At 65.7% G+C, this 15422-nt stretch carries 13 protein-coding genes and 4 pseudogenes; 14 read left to right on the top strand and 3 right to left on the bottom strand.

Annotated elements, in window-relative coordinates; translation table 11 throughout:
• Positions 1-53: 53 nt before the first annotated feature.
• Together istA and ABIF91_RS03485 are read right to left on the bottom strand one after the other, a co-directional pair.
• Positions 54-989: pseudogene (gene istA / locus ABIF91_RS03490) on the bottom strand (IS21-like element IS1631 family transposase); the annotation flags it as partial.
• A 107-nt stretch (positions 990-1096) separates the two neighbouring features.
• Positions 1097-1411 (bottom strand): annotated as a pseudogene (locus ABIF91_RS03485) (cupin); the annotation flags it as partial.
• Positions 1412-1649: 238 nt separating this feature from the next.
• On the opposite strand from ABIF91_RS03485, the gene ABIF91_RS03480 reads away from it, so the two are divergent.
• From ABIF91_RS03480 to ABIF91_RS03465, 4 genes and pseudogenes are all read left to right on the top strand, one after another.
• On the top strand, positions 1650-1934 hold the full coding sequence (locus ABIF91_RS03480) for a hypothetical protein (RefSeq protein WP_028179995.1): 285 nt from the start codon (positions 1650-1652) through the stop codon (positions 1932-1934).
• An 85-nt stretch (positions 1935-2019) separates the two neighbouring features.
• Positions 2020-2736, top strand: coding sequence for a peroxiredoxin-like family protein (locus ABIF91_RS03475; protein WP_424578758.1), 717 nt, complete (start codon positions 2020-2022; stop codon positions 2734-2736).
• A 9-nt stretch (positions 2737-2745) separates the two neighbouring features.
• A pseudogene (locus tag ABIF91_RS03470) lies at positions 2746-3200 on the top strand (DUF3734 domain-containing protein); the annotation flags it as partial.
• Between the two features lie 78 nt (positions 3201-3278).
• Positions 3279-4226: an oxygenase MpaB family protein gene (locus tag ABIF91_RS03465; RefSeq protein ID WP_028179992.1), complete on the top strand. Its 948-nt coding sequence runs from the start codon at positions 3279-3281 to the stop codon at positions 4224-4226.
• Positions 4227-4391: 165 nt separating this feature from the next.
• Here ABIF91_RS03465 and glgA read toward each other — a convergent pair whose 3' ends face one another.
• Positions 4392-5807, bottom strand: a complete 1416-nt coding sequence (gene glgA / locus ABIF91_RS03460) for a glycogen synthase GlgA (protein WP_035670405.1) — start codon at positions 5805-5807, stop codon at positions 4392-4394.
• Positions 5808-5999: 192 nt separating this feature from the next.
• Between glgA and ABIF91_RS03455 the strand changes: the two genes are divergently transcribed.
• The 10 genes and pseudogenes from ABIF91_RS03455 to ABIF91_RS03410 all read left to right on the top strand — a co-directional run bounded on the left by ABIF91_RS03455 (position 6000) and on the right by ABIF91_RS03410 (position 15412).
• Positions 6000-7196, top strand: coding sequence for a CaiB/BaiF CoA transferase family protein (locus tag ABIF91_RS03455; RefSeq protein ID WP_028179990.1), 1197 nt, complete (start codon positions 6000-6002; stop codon positions 7194-7196).
• A 131-nt stretch (positions 7197-7327) separates the two neighbouring features.
• The gene (locus tag ABIF91_RS03450; RefSeq protein WP_028179989.1) at positions 7328-8863 is read left to right on the top strand and encodes an ABC transporter substrate-binding protein; all 1536 of its coding nucleotides are present in this window, start codon (positions 7328-7330) and stop codon (positions 8861-8863) included.
• A 7-nt stretch (positions 8864-8870) separates the two neighbouring features.
• Positions 8871-9512 (top strand): annotated as a pseudogene (locus ABIF91_RS03445) (ABC transporter permease); the annotation flags it as partial.
• A gap of 46 nt (positions 9513-9558) precedes the next feature.
• The gene (locus ABIF91_RS03440; RefSeq protein WP_028179988.1) at positions 9559-9822 is read left to right on the top strand and encodes an ABC transporter permease subunit; all 264 of its coding nucleotides are present in this window, start codon (positions 9559-9561) and stop codon (positions 9820-9822) included.
• On the top strand, positions 9809-10681 hold the full coding sequence (locus ABIF91_RS03435) for an ABC transporter permease (RefSeq protein WP_028179987.1): 873 nt from the start codon (positions 9809-9811) through the stop codon (positions 10679-10681). The genes ABIF91_RS03440 and ABIF91_RS03435 overlap by 14 nt, the downstream gene beginning before the upstream one ends.
• Entirely contained in the window at positions 10678-11670 is a 993-nt protein-coding gene (locus ABIF91_RS03430) for an ABC transporter ATP-binding protein (RefSeq protein ID WP_028179986.1), read from the top strand. The genes ABIF91_RS03435 and ABIF91_RS03430 overlap by 4 nt, the downstream gene beginning before the upstream one ends.
• A gap of 11 nt (positions 11671-11681) precedes the next feature.
• Complete coding sequence (locus tag ABIF91_RS03425; protein WP_424579077.1) at positions 11682-12638, top strand: ABC transporter ATP-binding protein; 957 nt, start codon at positions 11682-11684, stop codon at positions 12636-12638.
• 83 nt (positions 12639-12721) lie between these two features.
• Positions 12722-13789, top strand: a complete 1068-nt coding sequence (locus tag ABIF91_RS03420; protein WP_028179984.1) for an alcohol dehydrogenase — start codon at positions 12722-12724, stop codon at positions 13787-13789.
• Between the two features lie 126 nt (positions 13790-13915).
• Entirely contained in the window at positions 13916-14995 is a 1080-nt protein-coding gene (locus ABIF91_RS03415; protein WP_028179983.1) for an isocitrate/isopropylmalate dehydrogenase family protein, read from the top strand.
• 9 nt (positions 14996-15004) lie between these two features.
• Positions 15005-15412 carry an ASCH domain-containing protein gene (locus tag ABIF91_RS03410; RefSeq protein WP_028179982.1) on the top strand — a complete coding sequence of 136 codons (408 nt, stop codon included), beginning with the start codon at positions 15005-15007 and terminating at the stop codon, positions 15410-15412.
• Positions 15413-15422 lie beyond the last annotated feature (10 nt).

Genomic DNA, 15422 nt, shown 5'->3' with positions numbered 1-15422 from the left:
ACCCCGCAAACCCCTCACAGAGACGCTCTTACACAAAACTTCTGACACTCCCAAGCCCAGTTCTCCTCCCAGTGCCTCAAGAACTCGTTTTGCGCCTCCAGCGTCTCGAAGCGCCGTCCGGCCAGCGCAGTGCCCTGGGTATGTTGAATCGCATTCTCGACGCATCCTTTCCGATTTGGATCGGCCACGCGCGCGGGATCGGCGACCACGGCGTAATGAGCCAGCATCGCGCTGTAAATCGGGTTGAGCTGGGGCTCGTACAAATCCGGCTTGAGGACGCCTTCCTTCAGGTTGTCGAGCACGACATAGCTGGGGACCCCGCCAAAATACCGGAACGCCTCTTCGTGGAGCTGCGCCCAGACTTGTTGGCTGGACTTCCAGACTACCCGCCGGAAGCTGCGCCGCGAGTAGCGTAGCGTCATCACGAACAGGCGGGGACGACGGTACCGCCCGCTCTTCGGATCAACCGTCGGCGCGCCCTCGCCATAGTCGACCTGAGCTTCCTCGCCGGGGAGGAACTCAAGACGATCAAACTGCTCAGGATCAGCGTGCCGCAACCGGCGCACAAACCGCTTGACACTCTGGTAGCTGGACGGAAAGCCAAATTGATCAACCAGGTCCTGGTAAATCGCCTGCGCGTTCCGCTTCAGCCGGACCTGTTCTTCGATCCACGTCCGATGCGCTTCGCAAGCCGAACGGGCCAGGCTGCTGGTGACCGTCGCTTCCGATGTCCCAAAAGCCGGTGGTCGGGGTGGAGGAATTTGGCCGTCCGCGCTCACCGAGCCGGTGGTCACTTCCCCGGGGGAATTTGCCTCCGCACCGGCCCGCAGCGCCTGATAACGCCGGATCGTCTTGCGATCGACACCCGTCAGCCGGTGAATCTCGCGCTGGCTGGTGTTGCGATCAAGTAATGTAAGTACGGTGCTTTGCAGATGTCGCTTCAAGACGTTCAACTCCCCGGCCCCTTGCTGGCTAAAGGGGTCGAACATAAACGTCCTGCCTGACCGGCTACTGCTGTTCAGCGGCGCTGACGGCGATCATCAGGTGGGGGAGTTTCAAGTGACCATACCCGGGGGATTTTGACCGACCCACGGGGGCCCTGTTGCACGAAGATCAGGGCGGGGCGATCGTCATGGCTGTGCCAGGGCACGATGCCGCCGGGCGCGATGGTCAGCTTGCGGAAGCGCAGCTCACGGCCCTCGATATGCGCCGGCTGCTTGCCGAGATCGATCGCCCCGAGCGTGACGTCGGTAACGCCGACGGGTTTGTGGTCGACCATCTGCTGCGCGTTCGGCTTGATCTTGCCGGCCGGGCATTCGCCGGCGAATACCGGCTGCGCCGAGAGGGTCAGCGCGCCGATCATTGCAAGGCCTGGCCAGGTCAGGCGCGACAGAGCGTGGCTCGTGAACATGGGGAGGTCTCCTGTGTTGGCCGCAACCTCGCTGGTTGCCGGCTGTGGCAGGAGTTTCTTCGAGCCGCGGCTCGTCCTGAAATGCCCTTTCGCTCTCGGTGCAATAGCTCGGCGCTATGCCGATAGGCGGCGGCTATCGAACCGATTGTGGATCGGCATTTCCGCTCGCGCGGCTTCCGCCGTTCGATGGCAAAGCGCCCGATTGGCGGGCGTTCACGTCAATCCGGAGGAGCATCCCATGACAAGACTGTCCAAGACCCTGATCGCCACCGCCGCGTTTGCGGTCATCGCCACATCGGCCCTCTCGGAGGCCGCCTGGGATTTCAAGGCCGGCATGGCCTATGTCTATGGCGGGCCCGGCAAGATGTCGGCGATGGCGATGGCGCCGGCCGAGAAGAACCACGAGACCATGATGAAGCACGCGAAGAAGGTACCCGAGAACACGGTCTTCTTCATGGACAACGGCACGCTGTACTCTACCTCGGGGCGGCTCGATCCCACCGGCAACTTCTACGTGAACTGAACCGATCCTGGCATCGCGGCCGCCCCCTTGCGGGCGGCCAGACCGGGAAACTACTATTCGCCCCAAGGAATGCCGGAGCAGAAAGATGACGTCTCTCTCGCCAGCCGACGCCGAACAGCTCAGGCTCGCCTTCCGGCGCTGCCGCGACATGGACGGCACGCTGAACGAGCAGCTCCGCGCCTATGCCGATGCCAGCCGCGAAGTCTTCCCGGCCTATGGCGAGGCGGTCGATCGGCTGGTGGCGCGATTGGACGGAAACGGCGGCGGCGCGACGGCGCCGCGCCCGGGCGATGTAATGCCGCCGTTCATGCTGCCTGACGATGCCGGGCGTCTCGTCGCGCTGCCTGCGCTGCTGGCGCGCGGCCCGCTTGCCGTGATGTTCTTTCGCGGCCATTGGTGCCCCTATTGCCGGCTCAATGTCCGCGCCGTGGTCCAGGCGCTGGACCGCATCAAGGCGATGGGGGCGCAGGTGGTCGCGATCATGCCGAAGACGCAGGAATATACCGGACAGCTCAAGGCCGAATCCGGCGCGCCGTTTCCGATCCTGACCGATCTCGACAACGGCTACGCGCTGTCGCTCAATCTCGCGATCTGGCTCGGCGCCGAGATTCAGCAACTGTTGTCCTATCAGGACATGGCCAAATTCCACGGCAATGACGGCTGGATGCTGCCGATCCCGGCCGTGTTCGTGGTCGGCCGCGACGGCATCGTGAAAGCCCGCTTCGTCGATCCGGATTTCCGCAAGCGCATGGAGATCGACGATCTGATCGAAGCGCTGGAGAGCGCGAGCCGGGAGAACTGAGCTTCTCATTCGCTGATCTTCTCCGTGCATCTGTGAATCCCGTCGGGCCCGAGCCGACCACGATGGCGGAGGTGCTGAACCGGCACAAGGACGTGCAATATTCCAGCCGCATCGCGAGCCAGATCGTGCGACAGCAGCAGGCCCATCGCCTGCGCCATGTGATCAACCAGCTTGCGGCGCGGCTACCCGAGAGCGAGCGCAACGACCCCGCCGTGCGCGAGCTGACGAGCTACGGTTGCCCGACCCGCATGCATGTGGTGCGGCTGCTGGCGCCGCAGCTCGAGCGCGAGACCCATACCAAGGACATCGATTTCAGTCCGTCCGGGATCACGCGGCGGTGGCACGCTGGCTATGCTCACACGAAGGCGGTGCTGGCGCGCAAGCCGTGGATCGGCGAGTTCGATCCGCTCGCCGGCGTGGTGCTGCACGAGCATATGGACGAGATGCCGATGGCGGCGGAGTAGGAGCGGCGTCCCTCTTCATCGAATTGCCACGGGCCTTGCGGATCGTCGGTGTTGGCCCGCAGTCGAAAGTTCTCGCAATTGGTGTCCGGGAGCGATCTGGAACTGTCCCTCGATCAGGTCCGTGCTCGCGCGGCGGGCCCGGTTGCCGGCGTGTTCGGCCCTGACACGGTCACCTGGCGGATCGACCGCGAGGCCGTGATCTTTCTCGGCGCGGGCCGCGCGCTGTTGCTGCAACTGGCCCACCCCTGGGTCGCCGCGGCGATCGCCGAGCATTCCAGAACCTTCGCCGATCCGATCGGCCGCTTCCATCGCACCTTCGGCATCGTGTTCGCCATGGTGTTCGGCTCGCTCGACCGGGCGCTACTGTCGTCGCGGCAGCTGCACCGGCGCCACGACATGATCCTCGGCGAGATGCCCGAGAGCGTCGGCCCGTTCGCGGCAGGCTCGCGCTACTGCGCCAATGACATTCCGTCGCTGCGCTGGGTCCACGCCACGCTGGTCGAGACCGCGTTGATGGCGCATGACCTCGTTCTGCCGCCGCTGTCTGCGGAAGAGCGCGAGCGTTACTGGGCCGAGAGCCGGATGTTCGGTGCCCTGTTCGGGCTGACAGGGAATGACCTGCCCGCGGACTGGGCCGGCTTCGCCGACTACACCGCGGCGATGACGCAGTCGGAGACGCTGACGGTCAGCACGGCGGCACGCGAGATCGCCACGCAGATCTTCACGGGTGCGCGACCCTGGTTGCGGCCACCGCGATGGTATCGCGCGCTCACGGCGAGGATGCTGCCCGAGCGCCTGCGTGCCGGCTTTGGTTTCGAGCTTGGCGCGCGGGATATCCGATCCGCCGACAATGCGCTGCGATGGATCAGGCGCGTCTATCCGAGATTGCCTGATAGGCTGCGCTATGTCGGTCCCTACCAGGAGGCGCAGGCGCGGCTGCGGGGCGAGACGCAGCCTGATTGGATGACACGGTGTCTCAATCGCGCCTGGATCGGAAGGCCGCAGATGGACGTACGCGGGAAGTAGGGTCTTGGAAGTCGGTTATCCGCGCAGTTCACGGCCCGCCGTCATTCCTCGGTCATTCCGGGGCGCGCGGAGCGCGAGCCCGGAATCCATTTCTCAGAGCATTCCGGCCGCACGATGGATTCCGGGCTCGCGCCAAGCGGCGCGCCCCGGAATGACAGCGGCGCCTCACACCGACGCCAGCTTCCGGTACAGTGCGCTGTAGCTGCCGGCCGAGATGCTCCAGGAGAACGATCGTCCCATGGCACTGCGGCGCATGGTATCGAGCTGGTCCTGCGCCATGAAGGCCGAGAACGCCCGGCGAACGCCGCCGAGGAAAGATTCGCGCGAGGGCCTCGAGAACAGGAATCCGGTCTCGCCGTCGGTGATGGTCTCGGCGAGGCCGCCGGTCTGGTGCCCGATCGGCAGCGAGCCGAAGCGCTGGGCATACATCTGGCTGAGGCCGCATGGCTCGAAGCGCGACGGCATCAGCGTGAAGTCGCTGCCGGCGAAGATGCGGCGAGCCTGGGCGTCGTTGAAGCCGATCACGACGCCGATGGCGTCGGGGCGGCGGCGGTGCGCGTCGATCAGGGCCTGCTCAAGCGCCGGCTCGCCGGAGCCGGTGACCACGATCTGCCCGCCGGCGTCGACGATCTCGTCCGCCGCCGACAGCACGAGGTCGATGCCCTTCTGGTGCACGAGCCGCGCGACGATGCCGAACATCGGGCCGCGCGAGACCGCAAGCCCGAACTGCTTGCGCACGTAATCCGCATTGGCCCTCTTGCCGGCCCAGTCGCCGGCGCCGAACTGCTGGGCGAGCTGGGCGCAGGAGCGCGGGTCCCAGCTCTCGTCGATGCCGTTGAGGATGCCGGTGAGCTCGGCCGCATCCGAGCGCAGGCGAAGCAGGCCTTCGAGGCCGCAGCCGAATTCGGCCGTGGTGATCTCGCGCGCATAGGTGCCGCTGACGGTGGTGAGGTGCGAGGCGTAGACCAGCCCGGCCTTGAGGAAGGAGACCTGGTCGTAGAACTCGACGCCGTCGATGTGGAAGGAGCTCTCCGGTGCGCCGATCCGCCGCAGCGAGTCCTTCGGGAAGAGGCCCTGATAGGCGAGGTTGTGAATGGTCAGGATCGACGGCAGCTTGGCGCCGCGCCAGGCAAGGTACGCCGGCACGAGCGAGGCCGGCCAGTCATTGGCATGGATCAGGTCCGCTGCCCAATTCTTGTCCAGCTTGCCCATGGCGAGCTCAGCCGCCGCGGAGGCAAAGCGCGCGAAGCGGATGTCGTTGTCGGGCCAGTCGCGTCCGGCCTCGTCGCCATAGGGATTGCCGGGCCGGTCGTAGAGCTGTGAGCACAACAGCACATAGACCGGCAGGCCGTCCTTGGTCGCGGCCCGGCCGAGCGAGCAGGCCGGCATCTCCGCGAATGCAGGGCAGCGGCCAACGATCTGGATATGCGTGAGTTGCTCGATGATGTCGCGATAGCCGGGCAGCATGATCCGGATATCTGCGAAGGAGCGAAGCGCACGGGGAAGAGCGGCAGAAACGGCGCCCAGTCCGCCAACGCGGATGAAGTCATCCATCTCAGTGGTGACGAACAAGACCCTCAAGAACAGCTGCCCTCTTCCGATCCCGCTTGCTGCTATGCAAGAACGGGTCCAGTTGTCCTGGAATTCCCAAGCCCGCCCGCGCGACGCGTCCGTGTGGTAACCACTTTCCTACTCGGCCGCCGCCCTCTAGGGTCGCCGCATCAACAACAAAGCACTTCGTTGGTTCCTAAGAGACCCAAGGCGTGAGCAGGCATGCAATTATCAGATAAGCATGAGGGGACGTTGACAAAGGTCATGGCAGGTTTGCGGGTCCTGGATTTCTCGACCACCATCGCCGGGCCCCATTGCACGCGGATGCTCGCCGACATGGGCGCCGAGGTCATCAAGATCGAGACCGACGGCGGAGAGACGATGCGGACCCGGCCACCGCTGCGCAAGGGGTGCAGCACCGTGTTCGGCCAGCTCAATGTCGGCAAGAAGAGCGTGGTCCTCGACCTCAAGTCCGAGGACGGCAGGGAGGCGGTGCGCCGGCTGGCCGCGACGGCCGACATTCTGGTGGAGAATTTCCGCCCGGGCGTGATGCATCGGCTGCGGCTCGACTACGACAGGCTGTCTCAGGTCAATCCGAGGCTGATCTACTGTTCGATCTCCGGCTACGGCCAGACCGGCCCCTCGGCCGAGCTGCCGGCCTACGCGCCCGTGATCCATGCGGCCTCCGGCTACGACATGGCGCATCTGGCCTACCAGCCGGGCCGCACCCGTCCCGATTATTGCGGCATCTACCATGCCGACGTCGTCACTGGCATCTACGGCTTCGGCGCGATCGCCTCGGCGCTCTATCAGCGCACGGTCACCGGGCTTGGCCAGAACATCGACGTCTCCATGCTGGAATCGATGCTGACCTTGACCGTGATCGAACTGCAGAGCGCGCAATTCGCGGTGAAGCCGCCGCCGCGCCCGATGTTCGGCCCGACCGAGACGGCAAACGGCTATGTCATGATCACGGTCGCCAGCGAGAAGACGTTTCAGGGATTGATGGGCGTGATCGGACGCCCCGAATGGATCTCCGATCCACGCTTCGCCACCTACGCCGCGCGCCGCGAGAACTGGGCGGACTTGATGGATGGCGTCGAAGTCTGGTCGCGTCAGCTCACGACCGATGCATGCCTGCTCGCGCTTGGCGCTGCCGGCGTGCCGGCCTCGGCCTATCGCACCGTGTCCGAGGCCCTGGCAGATCCGCAGCTCGCGCATCGGCAGGCGCTCTCCGAGGTGCGGGACGAGGGTGGCTCGTTCCGGGTGCTCAATCTGCCGTTCCGGATGTCCGGCGCCGATACCACACCGGGCAAGACGATGGCCGCGCTTGGCGAGCACACGGATGCGCTGCGCGACGAGATCGGCCTCGCAGGCGATGGGCAAATTCCGCCAGGCAAAACAGCCGCGACATATTGAGCAACATCGCCGCCGCGTGCGGCGTTTGAACTCCCGTGCGTTCCTCTTGCGGTGGCGAGCATTTGTCGCCAATCTCGCCCTCAAGTCGTTCAGCGATCCGAAACATCGGACGCGGGATCCCGGGAGGAACCATGACGAACATTGCCGCCGCGACGCGTAAGCACGTGCCGATTCTCCTCGTTGCGGCGTTTGCACTAGCTGTGCCCGCCCAGGCTCAGAAGCCGGGAGGCAGCATCACGGTCGGCCAGGAGCTGGATATCCCGGGCTTCGATCCGCTCAAGGTCGGTGTCTACGACACCTCCACCTTCACCGCGGCCGCCGCGATCTTCGACACGCTGACCACGCTCGACGACAAGGGCGCGGCCGCGCCAAAGCTCGCGGTGTCCTGGACCCATTCCGACGATTACATGAGCTGGACCTTCAAGCTCCGCGAGGGCGTGAAATTCCACGACGGCACGCCGTTCAATGCGCAAGCCTTCAAGGAGAACTTCGACCGGCAGAAGGACCCCGCCAACAAGTGCCGCTGCGCCTTCTACATCACCAACGTCAAGGAGGTGCTGGCGCCGGACGAGTATACCGTCGTCTACAAACTCACCGACCCCTCCGTGAACCTGCCGGCGGTGATCACCATCCAGAGCCAGAACAATGCGGTGCACTCTCCGACCGCCTGGAAGACCAAGGGTGACGACTACAATCGTAATCCCGTCGGCACCGGTCCCTACATCCTGAAATCATGGACTGCCGGCGACCGCATGGTGCTGGAGAAGAATCCCAACTACTGGGACAAGAGCCGTCCCTATCTCGACCGCATCATCCTGAAGCCGCTGCCTGACGCGCAGTCGCGCTTCGCCTCGCTGCAATCGGGCGAGGCCGACATCATCTGGGACGACGAGAACGACGCCGACAACATCATGAAGGCGCAGAAGGACCCCAAGCTCACCGTGCACACCTACAAGGGCTCGGGCGCGCAGGTCTACGCCTTCAATACCAAGGTCGCGCCGTTCGACGACGTCCGCGTGCGCCAGGCGCTGGTGATGGCGATCGATCGTCCGAAGATGTCGCAGGCGATCAGCAACGGCCTGAGCCGGCCCGCGAGCAATCCTTACGGCGACGGCTCCTGGGTCAAGTGCAAGGACGACGGCGCGCTGCCGTTCGACGTCGAGAAGGCCAAGGCGCTGATCAAGGACTACGGCAAGCCGGTCGAGTTCAAGATGCTGGTGACCGCGACGCCCCGCGGCCGCGTGGTCGGCCAGGTGCTCCAGCAATTCTGGAAGCGCGTCGGCGCCAACATGGAGATCGAGCAGGTCGACCAGGCCACCATTCCGTCGCGTGCCTTCACGCGGCAGTTCCAGCTGACGCCGTGGCGCATCGTCGATCTCGCCGATCCAGATCCGCAGATGTACGCGAATTTCCGCAGCGGCAGCCCGCTGGCACTCTCCGGCTTCTCAAATCCCGAGCTCGACAAGCTTCTGGACCACGCGCGCGTCACCGCCGATCTCGGCCAGCGTACCGAGGACTACTGCGCCATCAGCCGCCTGATCAACAAGGAGGCGATCTGGTTCTGGACCTTCCAGAACACCTATTACGCGCTGTCGAGCGCCAAGCTGAAGGGCTTTCCGAAGATCTACAACGGCGTGATCGACGTCTCGAACACCTGGCTGGAATGACCACGCGATGCTGAACTTCGTCGTTCGGCGGCTCCTTGCCATCCTGCCGGTTCTGCTGGCCGTCTCGCTGCTCACCTTCCTGATCGCCTCGCTGCTGCCGGGCGATCTCGCCTTCGTCATCCTCGGCGATCAGGCGACGCCGGAGAATGTCGCGGCGCTGCGCCGTGACATGGGGCTGGATCAGCCGCTGTGGTGGCGTTACCTGAGCTGGCTCGGCCACGTGTTGCAGGGCGATCTCGGCCGTTCGTTTCGCACCGGGCAGACTGTGTTGCAGGCAGTCGCCGAGCGCGTCCCGGTCTCGCTTCAATTGATGCTGATGGCCGAATTCATCGGGCTCCTGATCGGCGTTCCCGTTGCGATCGCCTGCGCCGCGCGTGCCGGCGGCGCCTTCGACCGCTTCATGACCGGCAGCGCCTTCGCCATGCTGTCGATGCCTTCTTTTCTCACCGCGATCCTGCTGATCTATCTGTTCGCGGTCGAGCTGCACTGGCTGCCGGCGACCGGCTATGTGCCGTTCACCGAGGAGCCGCTTGCGAATCTGCGCTTCTTCGTGCTGCCGGCCCTGACGCTGGCGCTCGCGGAATGGCCGGGCATCATGCGGGTGCTGCGCTCCGACATGATCGCGACCTTGCAGGAGGACTATATCGCGCTCGCGAAAGCAAAAGGCCTCAAGCCATCCCGCATCCTGTTCGTGCATGCGCTCAAAGCCTTCGTCGCTGACCCTGGTGACGGTGACAGGCATCAATATCGGCCGCCTGCTCGGCGGCACGCTGATCGTGGAATCGATCTTCGCGCTGCCCGGCATCGGCCGGCTGCTGGTCGGCGCGATCTACACCCGCGACCTCGTCATTCTCCAGGGTGTGGTGCTGCTGGTCGCCTGCGGCTTCGTCATCGTCAATTTCATCGTCGACATGCTCTACGCCGTGCTCGACCCGAGGATCCGCCATGGCCACGCTTGAGCTGTCAATTCAGGACGAGGCAGCGTCCGCGCCCGTTCGCGGCAGGCGCAGGCTCGGCTTCCTGTTCTGGCTCGCGAGCGGCTGGGTCGCGATCATTCTTGCGCTCGCAATCCTCGCGCCGGTGCTGCCGCTGCAGAACCCGACCGACATGGACATGCTGGAGCGCCGCGCCGCGTTCTCTGGGGAGCACTGGCTCGGCACCGACGGGCTCGGCCGCGACGAGCTCGCCCGGCTGATCTTTGGTGCGCGCGTGTCGCTGACCGTCGGGCTGATCGCGCCGATGATCGGCCTCGTCGTCGGCGGCGCGCTCGGGCTGCTCGCCGGCTATTTCCGCGGCAGGTTCGAGACGCTGGTGGTCGGCAGCATGGACGTGCTGCTCGCCTTTCCGCCGCTGATCTTCGCGCTTGCCGTGACGGCCTATCTCGGCCAGTCCATTCCCAATCTCACCTTGATCCTTGGCGTGCTCGGCATTCCCGCCTTCATGCGCGTGGCGCGCGCGGCGACGCTGACCCTGGCGCGGCGCGAGTTCGTGATCGCCGCCGAAGCGCTCGGCGCCAGCCACGCGCGTATCCTGCTGCGCGAGTTGCTGCCCAACGTGATCCTGCCGCTGCTCGCCTTCTTCCTGCTCGGCGTCGCCGTCACCATCGTGGTCGAGGGCGCGCTGTCCTTCCTCGGTCTCGGCGTTCCGCCGCCGATGGCGAGCTGGGGCAGCATGATCGGCGAGGGCCGCGAGAGCCTCGACGTCGCGCCGCGGCTGGCGTTCCTGCCGGCGGCCGGACTTTTCGTGACCGTGCTGGCCTTCAACCTGGTCGGCGACACCTTGCGGGCGCTGACCGACCCGCGGCAGGGGGCGCTGTGAGCGCGCCGCTGCTGACGATCGAGGACGTCGCGGTCGAGCTGCCGACCTCGCGCGGCAATTTGCGCGCGGTGGATCATGTCGATCTGTCGCTGGAGGCCGGCCGCACGCTCGGTATCGTCGGCGAGTCCGGCTGCGGCAAGACCATGCTGTCGCGCGCGGTGCTTCAGCTGCTGCCGAGGAAGGCGAAGCTGACGGGGCGCGTGATGTTCGATGGCCAGGACCTGGTGCGGCTCGCGCCTGAAAGACTGCGTCGCCTGCGCGGGCGCGATCTCGCGGTCGTCTTCCAGGACCCCATGACCTCGCTCAATCCGGTGTTGACCATCGGCACGCAGTTGATGGAGACGATCCAGGAGCATCTCGAGCTGGACGCCCCGGCGGCGCGCAAGCGCAGCATCGAGCTGCTCGCGGCTGTCGGCATTCCCGCGCCGGAGCAGCGGCTTGCGCAATATCCGCACCAATGTTCCGGTGGCATGCGCCAGCGCATCGCGATCGCGATCGCATTGTCCTGCGAGCCGAAACTGCTGATCGCGGACGAGCCCACCACCGCCCTCGACGTCACCATCCAGGCGCAGATCCTCGATCTGCTCGCGCGCGAGCAGCGCCGCCGGCATATGGCCATGATCATCATCACCCACGATCTCGGCGTCGTCGCCGGCCGTGCCGACGAGGTCGCGGTGATGTATGCGGGCAGGGTGGTGGAGCGCGCGCCGACACAGGCCTTGTTCAAGCGCATGCACATGCCCTACACCGAGGCGCTGCTGGCCGCGATCCCGAAGCTGGAGATCGCGCCGCATACGCCGCTGCCTGCCATCTCCGGCCGACCGCCCGATCCGACCCGGCCGCTTCGTGGCTGCTCCTTTGCGCCGCGCTGCCGCTATGTCGGGGAGCGCTGCCGTGAGGTCAAGCCCGAGCTGAAGAGTGCCGAGATGCCCGGGCACCTCTATGCCTGCTTCCATCCGATCCGAATGACGGAAAGGATCGGCGCATGATGCAGCTTGCGGTGCGCCCCGAGCCGCTTCTGAATGTCGACAATCTCGTCGTCGAATATGGTCTCGGCAGCAAGACGGTGCACGCCGTCTCCGGTGTCAGCCTCGAGGTCGCACGCGGCGAGACGCTGGGCTTGGTCGGCGAATCCGGTTGCGGCAAGTCGACGCTGGGACGCGCGGTGCTGCAGTTGCGCCGCGCCAAATCTGGTCGCGTGCTGTTCGACGGTGAGGACCTCACGGCCATGGAGGGCGAGGCGCTGCGCAGGATGCGCCGCCGCGTGCAGCTCATCTTCCAAGACCCGATCGCCTCGCTCAATCCGCGCCGTCGCATCGGCGATATCGTGGCCGAGCCGCTGATCATCGCCGGCGTCAGGGATGCTGCCGAGCGCAAGCGGCGGGTTCACGAGGTGCTCTCCGCGGTCGGGCTCGATCCCGATCTCGTGGCGGGCCGTCTGCCGCACGAGTTCTCCGGCGGCCAGTGCCAGCGCATCTGCATCGCGCGAGCGCTGGTGCTCAACCCTGAGTTCATCGTCTGCGACGAGCCGGTGTCGGCGCTGGACGTTTCCATCCGCGCGCAGATCCTCAACCTGCTGGAGGAGATGAAGGCGCGCTTCGGTCTGACGCTGCTGTTCATCGCACATGACCTCGCGGTGGTCAAAGCGGTCAGCGACCGCGTCGCGGTCATGTATCTCGGCCGGCTCTGCGAGGTCGGGCCGTCGGAGCAATTGTTCGCAAGACCCGCACATCCCTATACCGGGCTGTTGTTGCAGGCGATCCCGGTGCCTGATCCGGACGTTCGTCCCGCCGAGAGCGTGGCGACCGGCGAGCCGCCATCGCCGATTGCACCACCGTCCGGCTGCCGCTTCCGCACCCGCTGCCCGCGCGCCGATCAGCGATGCAGCGCGGAGATACCGGAGTTGCGAGAGATCGCACCCGGCCAGTTCGCCGCTTGCCATCATCCGCTGGCCTGAACTAAGACCGCTCCCGGGTTTGTCTCGTCGCGCCGGCCATGGCATGCTGTGCCGCGAACGAGAAGCATTCCGGGAGGACGCCAATGAAGAGTTTCAAGGTTGCCGATTTCAAGGCGCCGCTGCAGGAGGTCGACGAGGCGACGCCGCAGCCATCGGGCACGCAGGTGCTGATCAAGGTGAAGGCGGCCGGCGTCTGCCACAGCGATCTCCACATCTGGGAAGGCGGTTACGATCTCGGCCATGGCCGCAAGCCGTTGTCACTGAAGGACCGCGGCATCAACCTGCCGCTCACGATGGGCCACGAGACGGTCGGCGAAGTCCTCGCCTTCGGTCCCGACGTGAAGCCGACCGATCAGGGCGAGCTGAAAATCGGCGATGTCGGGCTGGTCTATCCCTGGATCGGCTGCGGCAAGTGCCCCACGTGCCTGGCCGGCGACGAGAATATGTGCCTGACGCCGCGCTCGCTCGGCGTCTATTGCGACGGCGGCTATGCCGACCACATGCTGGTGCCGCATCCGCGCTACCTGCTCAACCTCCGGGGGCTCGATCCCGCGACGACAGCGCCTTATGCCTGCTCGGGCGTCACCACCTATAGCGCGCTGAAGAAGGTCGAGCAGCAGTTCGACACGCCGATCGTGATGTTCGGCGCCGGCGGCCTCGGCCTGATGGCGCTGTCGCTGCTCAAGGCCATGGGCGGCAAGGGTGCGATCATGGTCGATATCGACGCGAAGAAGCGCGAGGCGGCCGAGAAGGCGGGCGCGCTGGCGACCGTCGATCCCAAGGCGCCGGATGCGCTCGAGCAACTCGCCAAGAAGGCGGGCGGTCCGATCCGCGCCGTGATCGATCTGGTTGGCAATGCCGCGACGACGCAGCTCGGCTTCGACTGCCTGACTAAGGGCGGCAAGCTCGTCATCGTCGGCCTGTTCGGTGGTGGCGCGACCTGGGCGCTGCCGCTGATACCGATCAAGGCGGTGACGATTCAGGGCAGCTACGTCGGCAATCTGCGCGAGACGCAGGAACTGCTCGAGCTCGTGCGAACCAAGAAGGTGCCGCCGATCCCGGTGACGCGGCAGCCGCTCGCCAAGGCCAATGACGCGCTGGTGCAGTTGCAGCAGGGCGCGGTGGTCGGACGCACGGTGCTGACGCCGTAATTCATTGTTGGTTTGTCGTCATGGCCGGGCTCGACCCGGCCATCCACGTCTGGCCACAGAGACAGCATTGAGACGTGGATGCCCGGGTCAAGCCCGGGCACGACGGTTGAGAGAGCAGGAATCCCCATGTCCGCAAACAACGCCTTCCACATTGCCGTGCTCGCCGGTGACGGCATCGGTCCCGAAGTCATGGCGCCGGCGCTCGAGGTGCTGCGCAAGGTCGGCGAAAAATCCGGCCTGCGCTTCCGGTTCACCGAGGCGCCGGCCGGGGCCAACAATTATCTCGCCACCGGCAAGTCGATGCCGGACACCACGATCAAGCTGTGCGAGGAGGCGGATGCGATTCTGCTCGGGGCCTGCGGGCTGCCGTCGGTGCGCTACCCTGACAATACCGAGATCGCGCCGCAGATCGAGCTGCGCTTCATCTTCGATCTCTATGCCGGCGTGCGCCCGGCGCGCCTCATTCCGGGCGTGCCGAGCCCGATCGTCGGCGCCGACCAGCGCGGCATCGATCTCGTTGTGATCCGCGAGTCCACCGAGGGCCTGTTCGCCTCGATGGGCAAGGGCGTCGTCACCCATGAGGACGCGCGCGAGACCATGGTGATCACCCGCAAGACGTCCGAGCGCCTGTTCGAGTTCTCGTTCCGCCTGGCCGAACGGCGCAAGGCGCGGGGCAAGCCGGGAATGCTCACCTGCGTCGACAAGGCGAACGTGTTCAAGGCGTTTGCCTTCTTCCGCGGCATCTTCGACGAGATCGCCAGGAAGCATCCCGAGGTGAAGACCGACCGGCTCTATGTCGATGCCTGCTCGGCGATGCTGGTGAAGCGTCCCTGGGATTTCGACGTGATGGTGATGGAGAACATGTTCGGCGACATCGTCTCCGACATCACCGCCAGCCTGATCGGCGGCCTCGGCATGGCGCCCTCGGCCGACATCGGCGACAAGTATGCGGTGTTCCAGCCGTGCCACGGCACCGCGCCCGACATCATGGGGCAGGGCAAGGCCAATCCGACCGGCATGATCCTGTCGGCCGCGATGATGCTGGACTGGCTCGCCGACAAGCACGGCGTGGAGAGCGCGGCCGAGGCGGGCGAGACCATCGAGCGCGCGGTGGACCAGGTCTATGCCGGCGGCATCAAGCCGATGGAGTTCGGCGGCAGCAACGGCACGGCGGAGATTACGAAGGCCGTGCTCGCGGCGCTATAGAGCTTGATCATGAGCAAGCCAGTCCCGGAACGGTATCGGCACTTGCGGACGTTTGCCTTCGGCGACGGTCCCGAGCTCGCGGACGAATTGCTCGAGCTCGTCGTCAGGGGAGTCAAGACAGCAACGTGCAGCACGGAAGACGAACCCAATGTTTCGACGCCCGGTGAGCGCTGGGTCGTGCTCAACGGACGGGGCGAGCCGCGCTGCGTCATCGAAACCACCGAGATCGCCTATCGACGATTCAACGATGTCGATGCAGCCTTCGCTTACGAGGAGGGCGAAGGCGATCGGAGCCTGGCTTATTGGCGCAGCGCCCACCGGACCTATTTCGGCCGGCTCGGACGGTTCAGCGAAGACATGATGCTGATGTGCGAGCGCTTCCGCTTGGTCGAGGTGTTCGACGACGGCCCTCGGTAGCGTCGCGCTC

The sequence above is a fragment of the Bradyrhizobium sp. USDA 241 genome (assembly GCF_049739505.1).
GTDB lineage: Bacteria > Pseudomonadota > Alphaproteobacteria > Rhizobiales > Xanthobacteraceae > Bradyrhizobium > Bradyrhizobium liaoningense.
The sequence above is the reverse complement of the archived record's forward strand: the minus strand, read 5'-3'. Positions and strand labels throughout refer to the sequence as shown.